At 73.7% G+C, this 18,042-nt stretch carries 19 protein-coding genes and 4 tRNA genes; 11 read left to right on the top strand and 12 right to left on the bottom strand.

Translation table 11 applies throughout. The features are described 5' to 3' along the window. Positions 1-131 precede the first annotated feature (131 nt). The 4 genes from ACWIX6_RS14155 to ACWIX6_RS14140 are packed head-to-tail and all read right to left on the bottom strand — an operon-like array spanning position 132 to position 4,389. Positions 132-986, bottom strand: coding sequence for an ABC transporter ATP-binding protein (locus ACWIX6_RS14155; protein WP_448613067.1), 855 nt, complete (start codon positions 984-986; stop codon positions 132-134). Further along, a complete protein-coding gene (locus tag ACWIX6_RS14150; protein WP_448613066.1) occupies positions 983-2,023 on the bottom strand; it encodes an ABC transporter ATP-binding protein in 1,041 nt (346 codons plus the stop codon). Before ACWIX6_RS14150 ends, ACWIX6_RS14155 begins: the two co-directional genes overlap by 4 nt. Further along, positions 2,013-3,029 carry a branched-chain amino acid ABC transporter permease gene (locus ACWIX6_RS14145; protein ID WP_448613065.1) on the bottom strand — a complete coding sequence of 339 codons (1,017 nt, stop codon included), beginning with the start codon at positions 3,027-3,029 and terminating at the stop codon, positions 2,013-2,015. The genes ACWIX6_RS14150 and ACWIX6_RS14145 overlap by 11 nt, the downstream gene beginning before the upstream one ends. Positions 3,030-3,033: 4 nt before the next feature. Further along, positions 3,034-4,389, bottom strand: a complete 1,356-nt coding sequence (locus tag ACWIX6_RS14140; protein ID WP_448613064.1) for a branched-chain amino acid ABC transporter permease — start codon at positions 4,387-4,389, stop codon at positions 3,034-3,036. Between the two features lie 192 nt (positions 4,390-4,581). Between ACWIX6_RS14140 and ACWIX6_RS14135 the strand changes: the two genes are divergently transcribed. Next, positions 4,582-5,316, top strand: a complete 735-nt coding sequence (locus ACWIX6_RS14135) for a GNAT family N-acetyltransferase (RefSeq protein WP_448613063.1) — start codon at positions 4,582-4,584, stop codon at positions 5,314-5,316. Positions 5,317-5,341: 25 nt separating this feature from the next. Here the strand turns inward: ACWIX6_RS14135 and ACWIX6_RS14130 are convergent, their stop codons facing one another. Then, positions 5,342-5,749, bottom strand: coding sequence for a PaaI family thioesterase (locus tag ACWIX6_RS14130; RefSeq protein WP_448613062.1), 408 nt, complete (start codon positions 5,747-5,749; stop codon positions 5,342-5,344). 53 nt (positions 5,750-5,802) lie between these two features. On the opposite strand from ACWIX6_RS14130, the gene polA reads away from it, so the two are divergent. Beyond that, complete coding sequence (gene polA, locus ACWIX6_RS14125; protein WP_448613061.1) at positions 5,803-8,547, top strand: DNA polymerase I; 2,745 nt, start codon at positions 5,803-5,805, stop codon at positions 8,545-8,547. A gap of 122 nt (positions 8,548-8,669) precedes the next feature. Here the strand turns inward: polA and ACWIX6_RS14120 are convergent, their stop codons facing one another. Both ACWIX6_RS14120 and ACWIX6_RS14115 read right to left on the bottom strand, forming a co-directional pair. After that, entirely contained in the window at positions 8,670-9,044 is a 375-nt protein-coding gene (locus ACWIX6_RS14120; RefSeq protein ID WP_448613060.1) for a VOC family protein, read from the bottom strand. A 119-nt stretch (positions 9,045-9,163) separates the two neighbouring features. Then, positions 9,164-10,063 (bottom strand): class I SAM-dependent methyltransferase, encoded by a 900-nt coding sequence (locus ACWIX6_RS14115; protein ID WP_448613059.1) that lies wholly within the window; start codon positions 10,061-10,063, stop codon positions 9,164-9,166. A 219-nt stretch (positions 10,064-10,282) separates the two neighbouring features. On the opposite strand from ACWIX6_RS14115, the gene rpsA reads away from it, so the two are divergent. Further along, complete coding sequence (gene rpsA / locus ACWIX6_RS14110; RefSeq protein WP_448613058.1) at positions 10,283-11,752, top strand: 30S ribosomal protein S1; 1,470 nt, start codon at positions 10,283-10,285, stop codon at positions 11,750-11,752. Between the two features lie 167 nt (positions 11,753-11,919). On the opposite strand, the gene ACWIX6_RS14105 is transcribed toward rpsA, so the two are convergent. Next, on the bottom strand, positions 11,920-12,177 hold the full coding sequence (locus ACWIX6_RS14105) for a hypothetical protein (RefSeq protein WP_448613057.1): 258 nt from the start codon (positions 12,175-12,177) through the stop codon (positions 11,920-11,922). A 211-nt stretch (positions 12,178-12,388) separates the two neighbouring features. On the opposite strand from ACWIX6_RS14105, the gene coaE reads away from it, so the two are divergent. Both coaE and ACWIX6_RS14095 read left to right on the top strand, forming a co-directional pair. Then, positions 12,389-12,985 carry a dephospho-CoA kinase gene (gene coaE, locus ACWIX6_RS14100; RefSeq protein ID WP_448613056.1) on the top strand — a complete coding sequence of 199 codons (597 nt, stop codon included), beginning with the start codon at positions 12,389-12,391 and terminating at the stop codon, positions 12,983-12,985. A gap of 89 nt (positions 12,986-13,074) precedes the next feature. Further along, positions 13,075-13,578: a VOC family protein gene (locus ACWIX6_RS14095; RefSeq protein ID WP_448613055.1), complete on the top strand. Its 504-nt coding sequence runs from the start codon at positions 13,075-13,077 to the stop codon at positions 13,576-13,578. 56 nt (positions 13,579-13,634) lie between these two features. Here ACWIX6_RS14095 and ACWIX6_RS14090 read toward each other — a convergent pair. From ACWIX6_RS14090 to ACWIX6_RS14075, 4 genes are all read right to left on the bottom strand, one after another. Then, positions 13,635-13,706, bottom strand: a tRNA-Val gene (locus ACWIX6_RS14090). 45 nt (positions 13,707-13,751) lie between these two features. Continuing rightward, a tRNA-Cys gene (locus ACWIX6_RS14085) sits at positions 13,752-13,822 on the bottom strand. Between the two features lie 42 nt (positions 13,823-13,864). Continuing rightward, a tRNA-Gly gene (locus tag ACWIX6_RS14080) sits at positions 13,865-13,937 on the bottom strand. 98 nt (positions 13,938-14,035) lie between these two features. Further along, positions 14,036-14,515: an SsgA family sporulation/cell division regulator gene (locus ACWIX6_RS14075; protein ID WP_448613054.1), complete on the bottom strand. Its 480-nt coding sequence runs from the start codon at positions 14,513-14,515 to the stop codon at positions 14,036-14,038. 192 nt (positions 14,516-14,707) lie between these two features. Here ACWIX6_RS14075 and ACWIX6_RS14070 point away from each other — a divergent pair, with 192 nt between their 5' ends. The 6 genes from ACWIX6_RS14070 to ACWIX6_RS14045 all read left to right on the top strand — a co-directional run bounded on the left by ACWIX6_RS14070 (position 14,708) and on the right by ACWIX6_RS14045 (position 17,946). Then, complete coding sequence (locus ACWIX6_RS14070) at positions 14,708-15,328, top strand: sigma-70 family RNA polymerase sigma factor (RefSeq protein ID WP_448613053.1); 621 nt, start codon at positions 14,708-14,710, stop codon at positions 15,326-15,328. Next, positions 15,325-16,251 carry an anti-sigma factor domain-containing protein gene (locus tag ACWIX6_RS14065; RefSeq protein WP_448613052.1) on the top strand — a complete coding sequence of 309 codons (927 nt, stop codon included), beginning with the start codon at positions 15,325-15,327 and terminating at the stop codon, positions 16,249-16,251. The genes ACWIX6_RS14070 and ACWIX6_RS14065 overlap by 4 nt, the downstream gene beginning before the upstream one ends. Before the next feature lie 14 nt (positions 16,252-16,265). Further along, positions 16,266-16,766: a TIGR02611 family protein gene (locus tag ACWIX6_RS14060; protein ID WP_448613051.1), complete on the top strand. Its 501-nt coding sequence runs from the start codon at positions 16,266-16,268 to the stop codon at positions 16,764-16,766. Positions 16,767-16,792: 26 nt separating this feature from the next. Next, a tRNA-Val gene (locus ACWIX6_RS14055) sits at positions 16,793-16,864 on the top strand. A 102-nt stretch (positions 16,865-16,966) separates the two neighbouring features. Further along, positions 16,967-17,371, top strand: a complete 405-nt coding sequence (locus ACWIX6_RS14050; RefSeq protein ID WP_448613050.1) for an HNH endonuclease — start codon at positions 16,967-16,969, stop codon at positions 17,369-17,371. Between the two features lie 11 nt (positions 17,372-17,382). Then, a complete protein-coding gene (locus tag ACWIX6_RS14045; protein WP_448613049.1) occupies positions 17,383-17,946 on the top strand; it encodes an MOSC N-terminal beta barrel domain-containing protein in 564 nt (187 codons plus the stop codon). Positions 17,947-18,042: the final 96 nt, after the last annotated feature.

The following is an 18,042-nucleotide window of genomic DNA, read 5'->3' as shown; positions in this document are numbered from 1 at the left end:
GCGCTGGTTCTCCGGCCTCGGTGCAGGGGCCCGGGCCGAGCGTGCGAGGTCCGGGGGGCGCTGGTTCTCCGGCCTTGGTGCAGGGGCCCGGGCCGAGCGTGCGAGGTCCGGGGGGCACCGAGGTCCTTTCTCTAGTGGGCCTTGGCGAGCGTGCCGAGGTACAGCTCGATCACCTTGGGGTCGTTCATCAGCGACTGGCCGGTGTCGGTGTAGGCGTTGCGGCCCTGGTCCAGCACGTAGCCGCGGTCGCAGATCTGCAGGCAGCGGCGGGCGTTCTGCTCGACCATGATGATCGAGACGCCGGTGGCGTTGATCCGCCGGCAACGGATGAACACCTCGTCCTGGTAGGCGGGGGAGAGGCCGGCGGAGGGCTCGTCGAGCAGCAGCACCGACGGGTCCATCATCAGCGCCCGGCCCATCGCGACCATCTGCCGCTCGCCGCCGGACAGCGACCCGGCCTTGCCCTTGCGCCGCTCGCCGAGCAGCGGGAACAGGTCGATGACGTAGTCGAAGCGGTCCTTGAACGTCTTGGGCCGCAGGTAGACGCCCATCTGCATGTTCTCCTCGATGGTCAGCGAGGGGAACACGTTGTTGTTCTGCGGCACGTACCCGACGCCGAGCTGCACGAGCCGGTGGGCCGGCGCGGAGGTGATGTCCTCGCCGCGCAGGGTCACCGAGCCCGAGCGCACCGGGATGAGCCCGAAGAGCGTCTTGAGCAGCGTGGACTTGCCGGCGCCGTTGGGGCCGATGATGCCCACCAGCTCGCCGTCCTGCAGGTAGAAGTCGCAGCCGCGCAGGATGTTCACCCCCGGCACGTAGCCGGCCACCAGCGAGTCCCCGCGGACGAGGGCGCCCTCGGCGAGGCGCTCGTGCTCCTCGCGGGTGGCGGCCTTCTCGGCGGGGGAGAGCTCGCTGACGGAGGCTGCCTGGTCGGCCCGGGTGAGGTCCTCACCGGACTCGTCGACCTCGAACAACGGGTCGCTCATCTGTCGGTCCTGTCGTTCGGAGGGGCGTCGGAGCTGATCGTCTCGGTGTGCGCCGGCGGGTCCTCGCGGGCGATGGCCGCCTCGGCCTCGGCCAGCACCCGGTCCTCCTCCTCGATGGTCAGCGGGGCGTCGTGGTGGGCGCCGAGGTAGGCGTCGACCACGGCCTTGTTCTGCGAGATCGACTCGGGTGGGCCCTCGGCGATGATCCGGCCGGCGGCCATCACCACCACCCAGTCGCTGATGTCCCGGACGACGTCCATGTCGTGCTCGACGAAGATCACCGTCATGCCCTGCTCGCGCAGGTCCTTGACGTGGCCGAGCAGGCTCTGGGTGAGCGCGGGGTTCACCCCGGCCATCGGCTCGTCGAGCATGACGACCTTTGGGTCGCTCATCAGCGCGCGGGCCATCTCCAGCAGCTTGCGCTGCCCGCCGGACAGGGTGCCGGCGAAGTCGTCCTTCTTGGCGTCCAGCTTGAACCGGGCGAGCAGCTCGAGCGCCTTCTCGGTGTTCGCCTTCTCCTGCTTGCGCCAGGTGCCGGGGACCAGGGCCTTGAGGAAGCGCTCGCCGCTCTGGTCCTGGGCGCCGAGCAGCATGTTCTGCAGCACGGTGAGCCGGGACAGCGCCTTGGTCAGCTGGAAGGTGCGGACCACGCCGAGCCGGGCGACCTGGTGCGGCGCGAGCTTGCCCAGCGACCGGCCGTCGAAGGACCACGTCCCGGTGTCGGGCTGGTCGAAGCCGGTGAGCAGGTTGAACAGCGTCGTCTTGCCCGCGCCGTTGGGGCCGATCAGCCCGGTGATCCCGCCGCGCTGGATCTCCAGGTGGTCCACGGAGACCGCGGTCAGGCCGCCGAAGGTCCGGGTGACCCCGTCGACGACGACGGCGGCGTCGGGCTTGCGGACGCCGATCTCCCACGGCAGGTCCCGCAGCGCCGCCTGGGCCAGCCGCTGCGGTGCGGCACCGGCGCCGGTGTGTCCAGCGGCGGGGACCTCGTCCGGGCGGGCGGCGTGCGTCCCGTGCGCTCCGGTGTCAGCGGGCATCGAGCATCACCTCTCGTCGATCACCGATGATGCCCTGCGGGCGGAAGATCATCAGGAACATGATCCCGAGCCCGATGATGATGAACCGCGCGTAGGCGACGTCGGTCTGGGTCACGAACTCGTTGATCTGGAAGAGGCCGAAGAAGGTCCGGTCCCCGGCGAGCAGGGCCGACAGGGCACTGTCGGAGAACGCGATGATGAACCAGAGCAGCATCGCGCCGATGACCGGGCCGGACACCCGGGCCGCCCCGCCCAGGATCAGCGCGCCGTAGGCGAGGAACGTGTTGGCGTTCTGGTACTGGTCCGGCTGGGCCGACCCGGTCCCGAGCGCGTAGATCATCCCGCCGAGCGCGCCGAACAGGCCGCCGAGCACCAGCGACTGCATCTTGTAGGAGTAGACGTTCTTGCCCAGCGCGCGGGCGGCGTCCTCGTCCTCGCGGACCGCCCGGAGCACCCGGCCCCAGGGGCTGCGCATCAGCGCGAACACCAGCAGCGAGGCCAGCAGCACCAGCGACCAGCCCACGGTGATGGTCCACAGCTCGCCGCCGTTCCAGCGGGTGCCGAGGATGTCGTAGCGGCCGCTGGTCGACCACGGGGACATCGCCAGGAAGTCGCCGTTGAAGGCGGAGATGCCCAGCGTGCTGTTGGTCAGCGGCGTCGCCGACACCGACCGGAACAGCAGCCGTAGCGCCTCCGCCGCGGCGATGGTGACGATCGCCAGGTAGTCCGCCCGCAGCCGCAGGGTCGGCAGGCCCAGCAGCAGCGCCAGGACGACGGCAGCCAGCAGCCCGATCAGCACGCCCAGCCAGAACGGCAGGCCCCACTTGGACACCGAGATGGCGATCCCGAAGCCACCGAGCATGGCGAAGGCGATCTGGCCGAAGTTGAGCAGCCCGGTGTACCCGAAGTGCAGGTTCAGCCCGATCGCCAGCAGGGCGAAGAAGACCGCCTGGTAGGTGAACATGGCCCGCACCCCGAGGGCGAAGGCGTCGAGGAGGTCGCTCACCGGGTCAGCCGATCCGCGCGCGACTGCCCAGGATGCCCTGGGGTCGGATGACGAGGATGACGATCAAGAGCAGCAGCCCTCCGACGTACTTGACGTCATCAGGGATGACGAGGGTGGACATCTGGACGAAGACCCCGACGATGACGCTGCCGACCAGGGCGCCGTAGGCGGTGCCCAGCCCGCCCAGGGTGACCCCGGCGAACATGAGCAGCAGCAGCCGGAAGCCCATGTCCCACTGGACCTGGTCGGACAGGCCCAGCAGGACGCCGCCGAGGGCGGCCAGGCCGGCGCCCATCACCCAGACCACCAGGATGACCCGGTTCACGTCGATGCCGGAGGAGGCGGCGAGGTCGCGGTTGTCGGCGACGGCGCGCATGGCCTTGCCGATCCGGGTGCGCTGCAGCATGACGGCCACCCCGACCAGGACGACCAGCGAGACGACGATCGAGTAGAGGTCGCGGTCGGTCAGGGTGATGAGCCCGTAGTCGCGGGCCCGCTGGGACTGGTAGTCGAGGTAGGCGTTGGACCGGCCGCCGTAGAAGGTCTGGATGAGGTACCGGGCGGCCAGCGAGAGCCCGATGGAGACGACCAGCGCCGCCACCAGGCCGGTGCCCCGCCGGCGCAGCGGCCGCCACAGGCCGTACTCGTTGAGTGCGCCGATCAGCCCGCCGACCGCCACCGCGATGAGCGTGGCGAGGATCAGCGGGACGCCGGAGGCGTTGAGCACGAAGGCCACGACCGCCCCGATGGTGACCAGCTCCCCGTGGGCGAAGTTGGTCAGCCCGGTGGTGCCGAAGATCAGCGACAGCCCGACGGCGGCCATGGCGATCAGCAGGCCGAACCGGAGGCCGTCCACGAGCAGCTGGAAGGCGAGGACCCGCCCGGACCCGCCGCTCTGGCCGTCGGTGAGGCCGAAGTTCACCGGCAGCCGCCGTCCGGTCTCGACGGTCACCTCGCGGGTGTCGCCCGCGCTCCCGACCGACACTCCCTCGGGGAGGGTGTCGGTGTCCAGGCTGACGACGTAGTCGCCGGGGCCGGGCAGGTCGACGGCGAACTGGCCGGACTCGTCGGTCTCGACCTCGTCCACCTCCTCGCCGTCGGCGGTCTCGACGGTGATGGTCGCGCCCTCGATCGGGCCGGACGAGCGGGTGGTCAGCGTGCCGCGGACCTGTTCTCCCTCCGCCTGCGCCACCCCGGGGACGACGGTCGCCAGTGCCATCGCGAAGGCGGCCACGACGAGGGCCAGCAGCAGCGGACGCCGCCCGGACTCCCACCGGGGCAGGCGGCGCCGCGGCGGCCGTGTCCCCCCGGTCGTCCTGCGGTCACCGGGTCCGCGGACACGGTGCTGCGCGTGCGTCACTCGACCTCCCAGCCGTTGGTTGAGCCGGGACAGTAACCCACGGTCGGAGGGCTGATGACCCTTCCGGGACACACCGTGATGCATCTGCGACACGCCGGTGTGCCGGACGTTGCGCACGCGCAGTCGGCGTGCCGCCACGCAGCGCCACCGCGTGGTTGGGCACGCTCCTGCCACCGCCAGGGGAGGACCGTCATGACAGCACCCGACGCAGAGCACCGCGCAGCCCAGCCGTACGACGCGGAGCGCGACCCCGGCGACGGTCCGGGCAGCGGTCCGGGCAGCGGTCCGGGTGGAGGCCCGGCGCGCTCCCGGGTGGTCACCCGGGTCGCGCGCGCCGACGACCTGTCCGCCGTCCTCGGGCTGGTCCGGCAGCACCGGGCGGCGACGCCGGCGGAGTGCGTCCTCACCGGACAGGGGCCCGGCGCCGCCGCGGCGGCCGGCTTCGGCCGGCTGCTGGCCGACCCCGCCCACCGGGTCGTGCTGGCGGTGCTGCCCGGCCGCGGCACGCCCGGCGGTCCGGGGGAGGAGGAGGTGGCGGTGGGCCTGGCGGTGCTGGGCGTCGACCCGTTGTCGGTCGTCCTCGGCGCCCCCCAGGTGACCGTCGACTGGCTCGTCGTCCACCGCGACCACCGCCGTCGCGGCGCCGGTGCGGCGCTGCTGGCGGCGGCCGCCGAGCACGCCCGGGCCACCGGTGCGGACCACGTGGTCGCCGCGGTCGGCGGGCAGGAGGCCGAGCGTCAGCGGTTCTTCGCCCGGATGGGCTTCGCCCCGCTGGCCACCCGCCGGATCGCCTCCCGGGAGCAGCTGGGCCGGCAGCTGTCGGCCTGGCAGCGCGGCCGGCTGCCGGTGCACCGGCGGACGCCGCTGCGGCGCCGGCCGGTCCGGGTGCCCGGCCCGCTGCCCGACCTCTCCGCCGCGGAGGGCTGACCCCCCGCCGCGGCGGCCGGCGCCGTCAGCGGCCGCGGCGGAGCATGCAGGTCAGCCGGGCGGTCGCGGTCGGCCGCCCGCGGTCGTCGGCCACCTCGACCAGGAAGGTGGCCAGCGTCCGCCCGCGCCGGGCGGGTGTACACACCGCGGTGACCACCCCCGACGTGGCGCCGCGCAGGTAGCTCACGTTGAGCTCGATGCCGACCACCGAGCCGCCCGGCCCGGCGGCGAGCGCGGCGGCGTAGGAGCCGACCGACTCGACCAGGGCGCACGTGGCCCCGCCGTGCAGCAGGCCGAAGGGCTGGGTGTTGCCCGGGACGGGCATCCGGGCCACCAGCCGGTCGGCGTCCCAGTCGACGATCTCGATGCCGAGCTTGTCGTCCAGCGGGCTGATGAGGTCGTCGGGCAGCCAGACGGGCGCGCTGGTGGTCACCGGGGCACGGTAGCCAGCGGTCCTGTCGGTCCCCGCACCTAGGATCCGAGGTGATGTCAGCTCCGGTCAGCACCCCAGTCCCCGCCCCCGTCGTGGCCTCCGATGCGGGGCAACGGCCGCGGCTGCTGCTCCTGGACGGCCACTCGCTGGCCTACCGGGCGTTCTTCGCCCTGCCGGTGGAGAACTTCTCGACCACGACCGGGCAGCCGACCAACGCCGTCTACGGGTTCACGTCGATGCTGATCAACGTGCTGCGCGACGAGCAGCCCACGCACCTGGCGGTGGCGTTCGACGTGGGGCGGAAGACCTTCCGCAGCGAGATCTACGCCGAGTACAAGGCGAACCGGTCCGAGAGCCCCACTGACTTCCGTGGCCAGGTCAGCCTGATCCAGGAGGTGCTGGCCGCGCTGCACGTCCCGGTGCTCACCGCCGAGGGCTACGAGGCCGACGACGTCATCGCCACCCTCACCGTGCAGGCGGTCGAGGCCGGCATGGACGTGCTCATCTGCACCGGCGACCGGGACGCGCTGCAGCTGGTCAACGAGCACGTGACCGTCCTCTACCCGCGCAAGGGCGTCTCCGACCTCACCCGGTTCACGCCCGAGGAGGTGGAGACCAAGTACGGCCTGACCCCGGCCCAGTACCCGGACTTCGCCGCGCTGCGCGGCGACCCCAGCGACAACCTGCCCAGCATCCCGAGCGTGGGGGAGAAGACGGCGGCCAAGTGGGTCCGCGAGTACGGCTCCCTGGACGCACTCGTCGACCAGGTCGACACGGTGAAGGGCAAGGTCGGGGAGAAGCTGCGGGAGCACCTGTCCTCGGTGCTGCAGAACCGGCGGCTCACCGAGCTGGACCGGGGTGTCCCGCTGCCGATGGAGCCCACCCAGCTGGCGGTGCAGCCCTGGGACCGCAACGAGGTGCACACCCTCTTCGACAACCTGCAGTTCCGGGTGCTGCGCGACCGGCTGTTCGCCACGCTGACCAGCGCCGAGCCCGAGGTCCAGGGCGGGTTCGACGTCGCCGAGGACGTCGTCGGTGCCGGCGGGCTGGCCGACTGGCTGGCCGCGCACGCCCGCACCGGGCACACCGGCGTGATCTTCCGCGGCACGTGGGGACGCGGCACCGGCGAGCTGACCGGCATCGCGCTGGCCGCGGCCGACGACCACGCGACGTTCGTCGACCTGGGCCCCGAGCTCGACGTCGCCGACGAGCAGGCGCTGGCCGCGTGGCTCGCCGACCCGGCCACCGGCAAGGTGGTGCACGACGTGAAGGGCCCGCTGCTGGCGGTCGCCGCCCGCGGCTGGGAGCTGGCCGGGGTGGTCAGCGACACGGCACTGGCCGCGTACCTGGCGCTGCCGGGCCAGCGGTCCTTCGACCTCGGCGACCTCGCCGTCCGCTACCTCAAGCGCGAGCTCAAGGACGACGCCGCCCCCGACGCCCAGCTCACCCTGGACGGGCTCGGCCCCAGCGAGGAGGACCTGGCCGCCCAGGCCCGGCACGCCGACGTCCTCAAGGCGGTGGCGGTCAACGACCTGTCCGACGCCCTCGAGCAGCTGCTCGCCCAGAAGGGCGGCGACCACCTGCTGGGCGACATCGAGCTGCCGCTGACCCACGTGCTGGCCGCGATGGAGCGCCGCGGGATCGCGGTGGACCTGGACTTCCTCCGCGAGCTGCAGCGCGAGTTCGCCGCCGGGGTCGCCGAGGCGGCCGACGAGGCGTTCGCCGTCATCGGCAAGGAGATCAACCTCGGGTCGCCGAAGCAGCTGCAGGCCGTGCTGTTCGACGAGCTGGGGCTGCCGAAGACCAAGAAGAACAAGACCGGCTACACCACCGACGCCGACGCGCTGACCTCGTTGCTCGCCTCGACCGGGCACCCGTTCCTCGAGCACCTGCTGCGGCACCGCGACGTGACCCGGCTGCGCACCGTGATCGACGGGCTGATCCCGATGGTCGACGACGCCAGCCGGATCCACACCACGTTCCAGCAGACCATCGCGGCCACCGGCCGGCTCTCCTCCACCGACCCCAACCTGCAGAACATCCCGATCCGCAGCGCGGAGGGCCGCCGGATCCGGCAGGCGTTCGTGGTCGGCGCCGGCTACGAGTCGCTGATGACCGCCGACTACAGCCAGATCGAGATGCGGATCATGGCGCACCTGTCCGAGGACGCCGGGCTGATCGAGGCCTTCACCTCGGGGGAGGACCTGCACTCGTTCGTCGCGTCGCGGGCCTTCGACATCCCCATCTCCGAGGTGGACCCGGAGATGCGCCGGCGGATCAAGGCGATGAGCTACGGGCTGGCCTACGGCCTGTCTGCCTACGGGCTCGCGCAGCAGCTGCGGATCACCCCGGAGGAGGCGCGGGTGCAGATGCACGCCTACTTCGAGCGCTTCGGCGGGATCCGCGACTACCTCGACGGCGTGGTGGACGACGCCCGGCAGACCGGCTACACCGAGACGACCCTGGGCCGGCGTCGCTACCTGCCCGACCTGACCAGCGACAACCGGCAGCGCCGGGAGATGGCCGAGCGGATGGCGCTCAACGCCCCCATCCAGGGCTCGGCCGCCGACGTCATCAAGGTGGCGATGCTCAACGTCGAGCGGGCGATCGCCGCCGAGGGGCTGTCCTCCCGGATGCTGCTGCAGGTGCACGACGAACTGGTGCTCGAGGTCGCGCCCGGTGAGCGGGAGGCACTGGAGACCCTGGTGCGCCGGGAGATGGCCGGTGCGGCGTCCCTGACCGTCCCACTGGAGGTCTCCGTCGGGTCCGGCCCCAGCTGGGACGCCGCCGCGCACTGACGAAGGACCACCCTGCCCCCCGCCACTCGCAGGCTCGCGGCGGGACCCTGCAGGGTGGCCGGCTCGGCGCGGGCCCCTGCACCGGGGCCGAACCCCCGCCACTTGCAGGCGCGCGGCGGGATTCAGCCGTGGCTGAGGTCGACGATGCAGAAGCGGTTGCCGTCGGGGTCGGCGAGGACGACGAAGTCCGGGTCCTCCGGGTAGCTGTCCCAGTCGACGCGCTCGGCGCCCAGCGCGACCAGCCGCGCCGCCTCGGACTCCTGTTCGGCCGCGTCACCGACATGCAGGTCCAGGTGCACCCGCGGGTGCTGCTGCGGCGCGGTCTCGCTCCGCTGCAGTGCGATCCGGGCGCCCGGGGCGTCGTCCGGGGGCTCCAGCACGGTCGACCAGCCGCCGAACCCGTCCCGCCGCACGACGTAGCCGAGCGCCCGGGACCAGAAGTCGGCGGCCCGACCGACGTCCCCGACGCCCAGTGCCACCACGCCCACCGTCAGCACGGGTCCGAGTCTGGCAGGCCAGGGCCCGCTGCAGGTCGCGGCCCGGCACCCCACCGGGATGCCGCGGACCGGCCGTGGTCGCGACCTCGGGTCGGCCACCCTCGACGTGAGATGGAGGGTCAGGTACCGGGCCTGTCGCAGACCAGGATCAACGTGCCGGGGACGAGGGCGCCGCGCTCGGGGGACCACTGCCCCCAGGTCTCGGTGCGGCCCGGCGTCCACTGCGGCTCCAGCAGGTCGGTGAGCACCAGGCCGGCGCCGACGACGGCGCGCACCCAGTCGCCGACCGTGCGGTGGTGCTCCACGTACACCGTGCGGCCCTCGCCGTCGGTCTCCACGTACGGCCGGCGGTCGAAGTAGGAGGACGTCACCTGCAGGTCGTCCGGGTCGGGGGAGTCCGGCATCGGCCAGCGCATCGGGTGGTTCACCGACGCGACGAACCGGCCACCGGGGCGCAGCACCCGGCACACCTCCGCCAGCACCGCCCGCGCGTCGGCCACGAAGGGCAACCCGCCGAAGGCCGAGCAGGCCAGGTCCACGCTGGCGTCGGCCAGCGGCAGGGCCCCGGCGTCGGCCTGCACCAGCGGCACCGGCACCCCGGTCGCCCGGTTGAGCTCCGCCGCGCGGGCGAGCATCCCGCCGGACACGTCCAGCCCGACGACCTCGGCGCCGGCCCGGCGCAGCCAGCGGGCGCACGGCGCCGACCCGCACCCGATCTCCAGCACCCGCCGCCCGGCCACGTCGCCGAGCAGGTGGGCGTCGGCCTCGCGCAGCCCCTCCGGGCACCACAGGAAGTCGGCGTCCCCGAGGTCGGCGCCGTGCTCGGCCAGGTAGGCGGGGGCGGCGGCGTCCCACCAGCCGCGGTTGGCCCGCGCGGACTCCGCGGGCCCGGCTCCGCGGCGGGTCACCCCGCCGGCCACCGGGTAGCCGTCGGAGCCGAGCGCCAGCGGCGGCGCAGGCGGTGCGGCCGTCGGGCGGACGGGCGGTGTCGGGGGTGCAGGCGGGTGCGGCAGGCTCATGGCGCGCCGATGGTGACACGCCGAAGCGACCCTGCGCGGTCCGTGACCCCGGTGGACCGGGTGCCTCCGCCGTCCGTACCATGGAGGAGCGCCAGAGGTCTGTGGTGCTGTCCTCCCGTCCGGAGGACGCCTCCCCGGTTCTCCCGTGAACTCTCCGCGGCTCGTTCGGGCCGCGGACCTCCTGTCCCTACGCACCCCCCGTCCGGAGCACTCGACCACATGACCTCCACCCAGGTCCGTCCTGACAGCACCCCCCAGATCGCGGTGAACGACATCGGCACCGCCGAGGACTTCCTCGCCGCGATCGACCAGACGATCAAGTACTTCAACGACGGCGACATCGTCGAAGGCGTCATCGTCAAGGTCGACCGGGACGAGGTGCTGCTGGACATCGGCTACAAGACCGAGGGCGTCATCCCCTCGCGTGAGCTGTCCATCAAGCACGACGTCGACCCCACCGAGGTCGTTCACGTCGGTGACGAGGTGGAAGCCCTCGTCCTCCAGAAGGAGGACAAGGAAGGGCGGCTGATCCTCTCCAAGAAGCGCGCACAGTACGAGCGCGCCTGGGGCACGATCGAGGCCAAGAAGGAAGCCGACGAGGTCGTCACCGGCACCGTCATCGAGGTCGTCAAGGGCGGCCTGATCCTCGACATCGGCCTGCGCGGGTTCCTCCCCGCCTCGCTGGTCGAGATGCGTCGCGTCCGTGACCTGCAGCCCTACGTGGGCCGCGAGCTCGAGGCCAAGATCATCGAGCTGGACAAGAACCGCAACAACGTGGTCCTGTCCCGCCGCCAGTGGCTGGAGCAGACCCAGTCCGAGGTCCGCAGCGAGTTCCTCAACAAGCTCGCCAAGGGCCAGGTCCGCAGCGGCGTCGTCTCCTCGATCGTCAACTTCGGTGCCTTCGTGGACCTGGGCGGCGTCGACGGCCTGGTGCACGTCTCCGAGCTGTCCTGGAAGCACATCGACCACCCGTCCGAGGTCGTCGAGGTGGGCCAGGAGGTCACCGTCGAGGTCCTCGACGTCGACCTGGACCGTGAGCGGGTCTCCCTGTCGCTGAAGGCGACGCAGGAGGACCCGTGGCGTCAGTTCGCCCGCACCCACCAGATCGGGCAGGTCGTGCCCGGCAAGGTCACCAAGCTCGTCCCCTTCGGCGCGTTCGTGCGCGTCGACGAGGGCATCGAGGGCCTGGTGCACATCTCCGAGCTGGCCGAGCGCCACGTGGAGATCCCCGAGCAGGTCGTGCAGGTCGGCGACGAGATCCTGGTCAAGGTCATCGACATCGACCTGGACCGCCGGCGCATCTCGCTGTCGCTCAAGCAGGCCAACGAGGGCGTCGTCGGCGACGAGGAGCAGTTCGACCCGGCTGCGTACGGCATGGCCGCGCAGTACGACGAGCAGGGCAACTACGTCTACCCCGAGGGCTTCGACTCGGACACCGGCGAGTGGCGCGAGGGCTTCGACGCCCAGCGCGAGGAGTGGGAGCGGCAGTACGCCGAGGCCCAGGCCCGCTTCGAGGCGCACCGCAAGCAGATCGCGGCGGCCAAGGAGGCCGACGCCGAGGCTGCGGCCGGTGGCAGCTACTCCAGCGAGCCGGCTGCGACGCCGGACGCCCCGGCTGCCGGTGGCGGCACGCTGGCCTCCGACGAGGCGCTCGCCGCGCTGCGGGCCAAGCTCGCCGGCGGGGAGTGACCTCGCAGCTCAGCTGAGCAGCACCTGACAGTGCGCCGTCCACCGTCCGCGGTGGGCGGCGCACTGTCGTCGGTGGGGGAGTGCGGAACCCGTGGTGGCCCTGCCCCGGCGGCCCTCCTGCAGGGTCCCGCCACGACCCTGCGAGTGGCGGGGGGCAGGAGGGTCCTCTACAGGCTGAGGATGATGGCGAAGGCGGTGCGCGGGCGGCCGCCGGCGTTGGCGAGGAAGTCCCAGGTGTGCCGGCCGGAGGGCACGCTGGGCAGCAGCGACCGGAAGAATGACGTGCCGCGGCGGCGGGTCTGCAGCCGCTCGGCGACGCCGGGCAGGTCCGCGCAGCGGACGCCGGCCGGACGGTCGATCCGGTGGCGCCCGCGGCGGGGGGCGCCGGGGACCGACGGGGTGCCGGAGAACTCGGGACGCACCATGATCGTTCCTGCCTCTCTGCTGTGGCGGAGGGTGACCACCGGGGCAGAACGTAAGTCGTGGGACTCGTGTGACCGGAGGCGACGCGCCGGGGACGCGCCCGGCCGTGACCTCCCCGAGATGGAGGGCCCTCCTGCCCCCCGTCACTCGCGGGCTCGCGGGCTCGCGGCGGGACCCTGCAGGAGGGCCCGGCCCTCCCTTAGGGTCCGCAGGGTGGTGAGGATCGGGCTGACCGGCGGGATCGGTTCGGGCAAGAGCACGGTCGCGGCGCTGCTGGCGGAGCGCGGAGCGCGGGTGGTCGACGCCGACCGGATCGCCCGGGAGGTCCTCGAGCCGGGCACGCCCGGGCTGGCCGCCGTGGTCGCCGAGTTCGGGGCGGGGGTGCTGGCCGCCGACGGGTCGCTGGACCGGGCCGCGCTGGCCGGCGTCGTCTTCGCCGACCCGGCCGCCCGCGCCCGGCTGGACGCCGTCGTCCACCCGCTGGTGCGCGCCCGGGCGGCCGAGGCCGTCGCCGCGGCCCCGCCGGACGCCGTCGTGGTGCAGGACGTGCCCCTCCTGGTCGAGACCGGCCAGGCCGGCTCCTACGACCTCGTGCTGGTGGTGGAGACCGACCCCGAGGTGCGGGTGCAGCGGCTCGTGGCACGCGGCCTGTCCGCCGACGACGCCCGGGCGCGGATGGCCAGCCAGGCCACCGACGAGCAGCGCCGCGCGGTCGCCGACGTCGTGCTCCGCAACGACGGGGACCACGCCGGGCTCGCCGCCCAGGTGGACCGCTTTTGGGCCGAGCACGTGGCGCCGCGCGCCGGCTGACGCCGGCCGGGGCGATGACTTCCGGCCGGCGCGGGGGTCTGTGCTCCCAGCGGCGGGCGCCGGGCCCGCCGGACCCGGAGGAGCACGCCATGTCGCAGGCGGCCACGTCACCGAAGATCGTCCCGAACCTCTGGTTCGACACCCAGGCCGAGGAGGCCGCGCACTACTACATCGACGTCCTCGGGAGCGGGCGCGTGCTGACCGTCACCCGCTATCCCGAAGGCGGCCCCGGCCCCGCCGGCGAGGTCATGACGGTGGAGTTCGAGGTCGCCGGCATGCGGCTGGTCGGCATCAACGGCGGACCGCAGTTCCCCTTCACCGAGGCCGTGTCGCTGCAGGTGAACTGCGCCGACCAGGCCGAGGTCGACCGGCTGTGGGACCGCTTCATCGGCGACGGGGGACAGGAGAGCCAGTGCGGCTGGCTCCGGGACAGGTACGGACTCAGTTGGCAGATCGTTCCGGAGGGGATGGACCAGGTCTTCGCCGACCCCGACCCGGCCCGGGCGCAGCGGGCCATGCAGGCGATGCTCGGCATGGTCAAGCTCGACGTCGCCGCGCTGCGGGCAGCGGCCGACGGGGTGGCGGTGAGCTGAGCGCCCCCCGGACACGCGAGAGGCCCCAGGTCGGCGGACCTGGGGCCTCTCGGCGGTGGGCGATACTGGGATCGAACCAGTGACCTCTTCCGTGTCAGGGAAGCGCGCTACCGCTGCGCCAATCGCCCGTTCCGGCCTCGCGACCGGATCGACTCACCACGCGGGTGGGCCTGAGGTGGAGACGGGATTTGAACCCGTGTAGACGGCTTTGCAGGCCGTTGCCTCGCCTCTCGGCCACTCCACCGCACACCGGGCGCCGGTCTCGCGACCAGCGCCCGGAGTTCCGAGCGGACGACGGGATTCGAACCCGCGACCCTCACCTTGGCAAGGTGATGCTCTACCAGCTGAGCCACGTCCGCAGTGCGTGTCGAACTCTAACCGACCCCCTACGGCGCTCCAAACCCGGGGGGTCCCGGGAGCGCCGCCGGCGGCGTCCCCGCAGGTCAGGCGGACGCGGTCAGGGCAGCGTGGGGTTGTCGCTGCCGCCGCCCTGCAGCAGCGCGGTCAGCTCGTCGTCCACCTGGAGCCGCCCGCTCTCCTCGCCCACCGGCACCAGCCGCTCGGTCTCCCGGAGGAACTCGCCCACCACGGTCGCCGACAGCTCGAACAGCGCCTCGCCGGAGGGGGCGCGCAGCTGCAGGTACAGCACGTCCAGCGCGGCGCGGGCCGGCCAGATCCGGACGTCGCCCTCGCCGGCCGGGGCCGCGCAGCCGGCCCGCAGCAGCTCCCGGGACAGCAGCCACTCGACACCGCCGTCGTCCCCGGGCTCGTCGAGGTCCGGCTCCTCTGGCTCCCCGCCGTCGCCGAAGCGCACCTTCACCGCGTAGGGGTCGGCGGCCTCGTAGACCAGCGCCGCGGGGACGGAGGTCCAGGACTGCGGGCCGACCAGGTGCAGGGTGGTGCGGGTCGTACATCCCGACCTCGGAGTGCGCGCCATGCCCCGTGCAACGACCGGGGGGCCGTCAGGTTGCTCCCGCTCCCGGCGTGTCGCGCCTCTGTCGGCACACGGGTCACACCCGTCCCACCGGCACCGCGGCGGACGGCGGTCGGGCGCCCCGGGACACGGCCCACCGGCGTGCTGAACCGGCGAGGCTGTGTTCTGCGAACACCCCGTGTGACCATGGGACTCGTGAGCCGACCAGTCCGCCGTCCGGAGGACGGCGCGGCCGACGTCGAGCTGCTCCGTCGCGTGGCCGCGGGGGACCGCGGCGCGGTCGACGACCTCTACGAGCGCTTCCGGCGACCCGCCTTCGCCCTCGCCCGCCGGGTCCTCGGCGACGACGTGCTGGCTGAGGACGTCCTGCAGGACGTGTTCGTCACCGTGTGGCGCAACCCCGCTGCCTTCGACGGCGCCCGCGGCACGGTCTCCTCCTGGCTGCTGGCCATGGTCCACCACAAGGCCGTCGACGCGGTGCGCCGCGAGGAGTCCCACCGGCGGCGGCAGGTCCGCGCCGAGGACGACCTCGCGCTGGCCGCCCCGAACCTGGTCTCCGACGTGGCCGACGAGGCCTGGGCCGGCGTGGTGGCCGGCCGGGTCCGCGCCGCGCTGCACGCCCTCCCCGAGCCGCAGCGCGAGGCGCTCACGCTGGCCTACTACGGCGGGTACACCCAACGGGAGGTCGCCGCGCTCACCGGCACCCCGCTGGGCACGGTGAAGACCCGGATGCTCGCCGGCATGCGCCGGCTCAAGGACAGCCTGGGGACCTCGGTCCCCGGTGGCGCCGTCACCCGGGACGGAGGCATCCGATGAGCGCCCTCGCCGGCTCCGGCCGCGACGACCACGAGGCCTTCGACGAGCTCGCCGTCGGCTGGGCGCTGCACGCGCTCGAGCCCGAGGACGAGGCCGCGTTCACCGAGCACCTGGCCTCCTGCCGCCGGTGCGCGCTGACGGTCGCGGAGACCTCCGAGGTGATGGCGGCACTGGCCGCCGACCTGCCCCCCGCGGAGCCGTCACCGGCGCTGCGCGACCGGATCCGGTCGGCGGTGGAGCAGACCGAGCAGCTGCCCGCCCCGCCACCACGGACGCGGACCGAGGCCGAGACCGAGGGGGCGCCGGGCGTCGTCCAGCCGCCGGCGCGCCCGGCGGAGCGGGCGCCGTCCCGGCACCCCGCCGGCGGCATGCGCCCGACCCCCTTCGACGAGCTCCGACCGCCGGGTGCCACCCGGCTCCCCGACCCCCGGCCGGTCTGGCGACGGGTGCTGCCGCACGCGCTGGTCGCCGCCGCGGTGGCAGCCGTGCTGGCGCTGGGGGCGTGGAACGTGGTGCTGTCCGGCGACCGCGCGGCGGTCCAGGCGGTGGCCGACGAGCAGGCCGAGCTGCTGGACGCCCTGCTGGAGCCCGGCCGGGCGACCATCGCCCCCCTGACCGACGACGGCGACGCCCTGGCCACGGTCGTGGCCCGCGACGGCCAGGTCCAGGTGGTGACCAGCGGCCTGCCGGTGAACGACAGCAGCTCGAACACCTACGTCGTGTGGGGCGTGCGCGAGCAGGACTCCCCGCCGGTGCCGTTGGGCACGTTCGACGTGGTCACTCGGCAGATGGACCTGCGGACCGTAGGCTCCACCGCGACCGGGCTGGACGAGTTCTCCGCGTACGCCGTCAGCATCGAGCCCGGTCGTGAGGCTCCGGCGACCCCGTCGGAGATCGTCGCGAACGGGCAGGTGACCAGCTGAGCGAACAGCAGACCGTGACGGCGCCCGGTGACCCGGTGCGTCCGGCGGCCGGCCGGGCCCCCCGGGCCCCGCGGGAGTCATCGGACCAGCGGCGTGCCCGGTACGACGCCGACGACGTGCACAGCCTGCGGGAGCGGGTGGCCGAGTCGGGCTGGCGCCGCCGGCTGGCCGCGCGCCGCAGCCTGGACGCCCCCTACCGGATCGGTGTGGGGGTGGTCGGCGGCCTGGTCGTCGCGGTCGGCGTGGTCACCATCCCGCTGCCCGGGCCGGGCTGGCTCACCGTCATCGCCGGGCTGTTCGTGCTGGCCACGGAGTTCACCTGGGCTGAGCGGCTGCTGGAGTTCACCCGCCGGCACGTCAACCGGTGGACCGAGTGGCTGGGGCGCCGGTCAGTCGCCGTGCGGATCGGCGTCGGACTGCTGACCGCCGCGTTCGTGTACGGCGTCCTGGTGGTCACCCTGCACGTGTTCGGCGCGCCGGACTGGGTGCCGGGGTGGGTGCCGCTGTGGCGCTGACCATCTGGCAGACTGTTGCGCAGCACGGGCGATTGGCTCAGCGGTAGAGCGCTTCGTTCACACCGAAGAGGTCACTGGTTCGATCCCAGTATCGCCCACCCGCCCAGAGGCCCCAGGTCGGTCGACCTGGGGCCTCTGCCGTGTCCGGGGCCGGTCGTCCCACGGGCGCCGGGCGCCGGACCGGCGCACCATGGACGGCGATGGCACTGGACCGGGCCGCCCGCCTCCGCGCGGCCGTGGAGCGGGACGGGCCGACCTGCATCTGGTGCGGCCGGGAGCTGACCGGGCTGGTGGCGCCGAGCACCGAGCACGTGGTCCCGCGGGTCAAGGGCGGGCCGTCCTGGCTGGAGAACGAGGTGGCCGCCTGCCGCCGCTGCAACGCCGCCCGTGGGCACACCGCCCCGGTCGAGTGGCTGGAGGAGTGCCGGGGCCGCGGCTGGCAGCCCGACGAGGCGCGGCTGACGCGGGTGCTGGGCGACCTGGCGCTGGCCATCGACGAGCGCGGCGGGCAGCGCCGGGCCCGGCCCTACCTGGACGCCCAGCTGCGCCGGCTGCGCCGTCGCGGAGCGGCCTCCCCGGACGCCGGAGGGCGGGCTCCGGCGTAGCGTCGGCCGCTGTGAGCAGCACCGCGCCGCAGGGCACCGTCGGGCAGATCACCGTCTACCCGGTGAAGTCCCTGGGCGGGCGCACGCTGCCCGCGGTCCGGGTCGACCCGGACGGCCTGGCCGGGGACCGGGTGCACTCCGTGGTGGACGCCACCACCGGCGAGCGGGTGACGGTCAAGACGACGCCGCAGCTCGCCGAGGTCGTCGCCACCGGTGACCCCGAGCAGGACACGATCACCCTCACCCAGGTGCTCGGCCGCCCGGTGCGGCTGGCCGGGGCGGACGGCGGCCGGCAGGTCGACGCCGCCGCGGTGCACCTGGTGTCCCGGGCGGCCGTCGACCGGGCCGCGGCCGGCGAGGTCCCCGAGGGCTGCTCGGCCGACGACCCCCGGGCCAACCTGCTGCTGCACCTGGCCGACGACCAGGACGAGCGGTCCTGGGTCGGGCGGCGGGTCCGGGTGGGCGAGGTGGAGCTCGACGTCGTCCGCACCCCCAAGCACTGTCTCGGCGTCTACGCCGAGGTCCGGGTGCCCGGCCGGGTGGCCACCGGCGACGAGGTCCGGCTCGTCGACTGAGACGGCTCCCCGTCGTCCCCGGCTGACCGGGCCCGACCGACCGGCGCACTAGTCTCGGGGGTCTCGGGCCGTCCGGCCGGAGCCCGCACGACCCCC

The sequence above is a fragment of the Modestobacter sp. URMC 112 genome, assembly GCF_053502575.1.
This window is presented reverse-complemented; position numbering and strand designations above follow the sequence as displayed.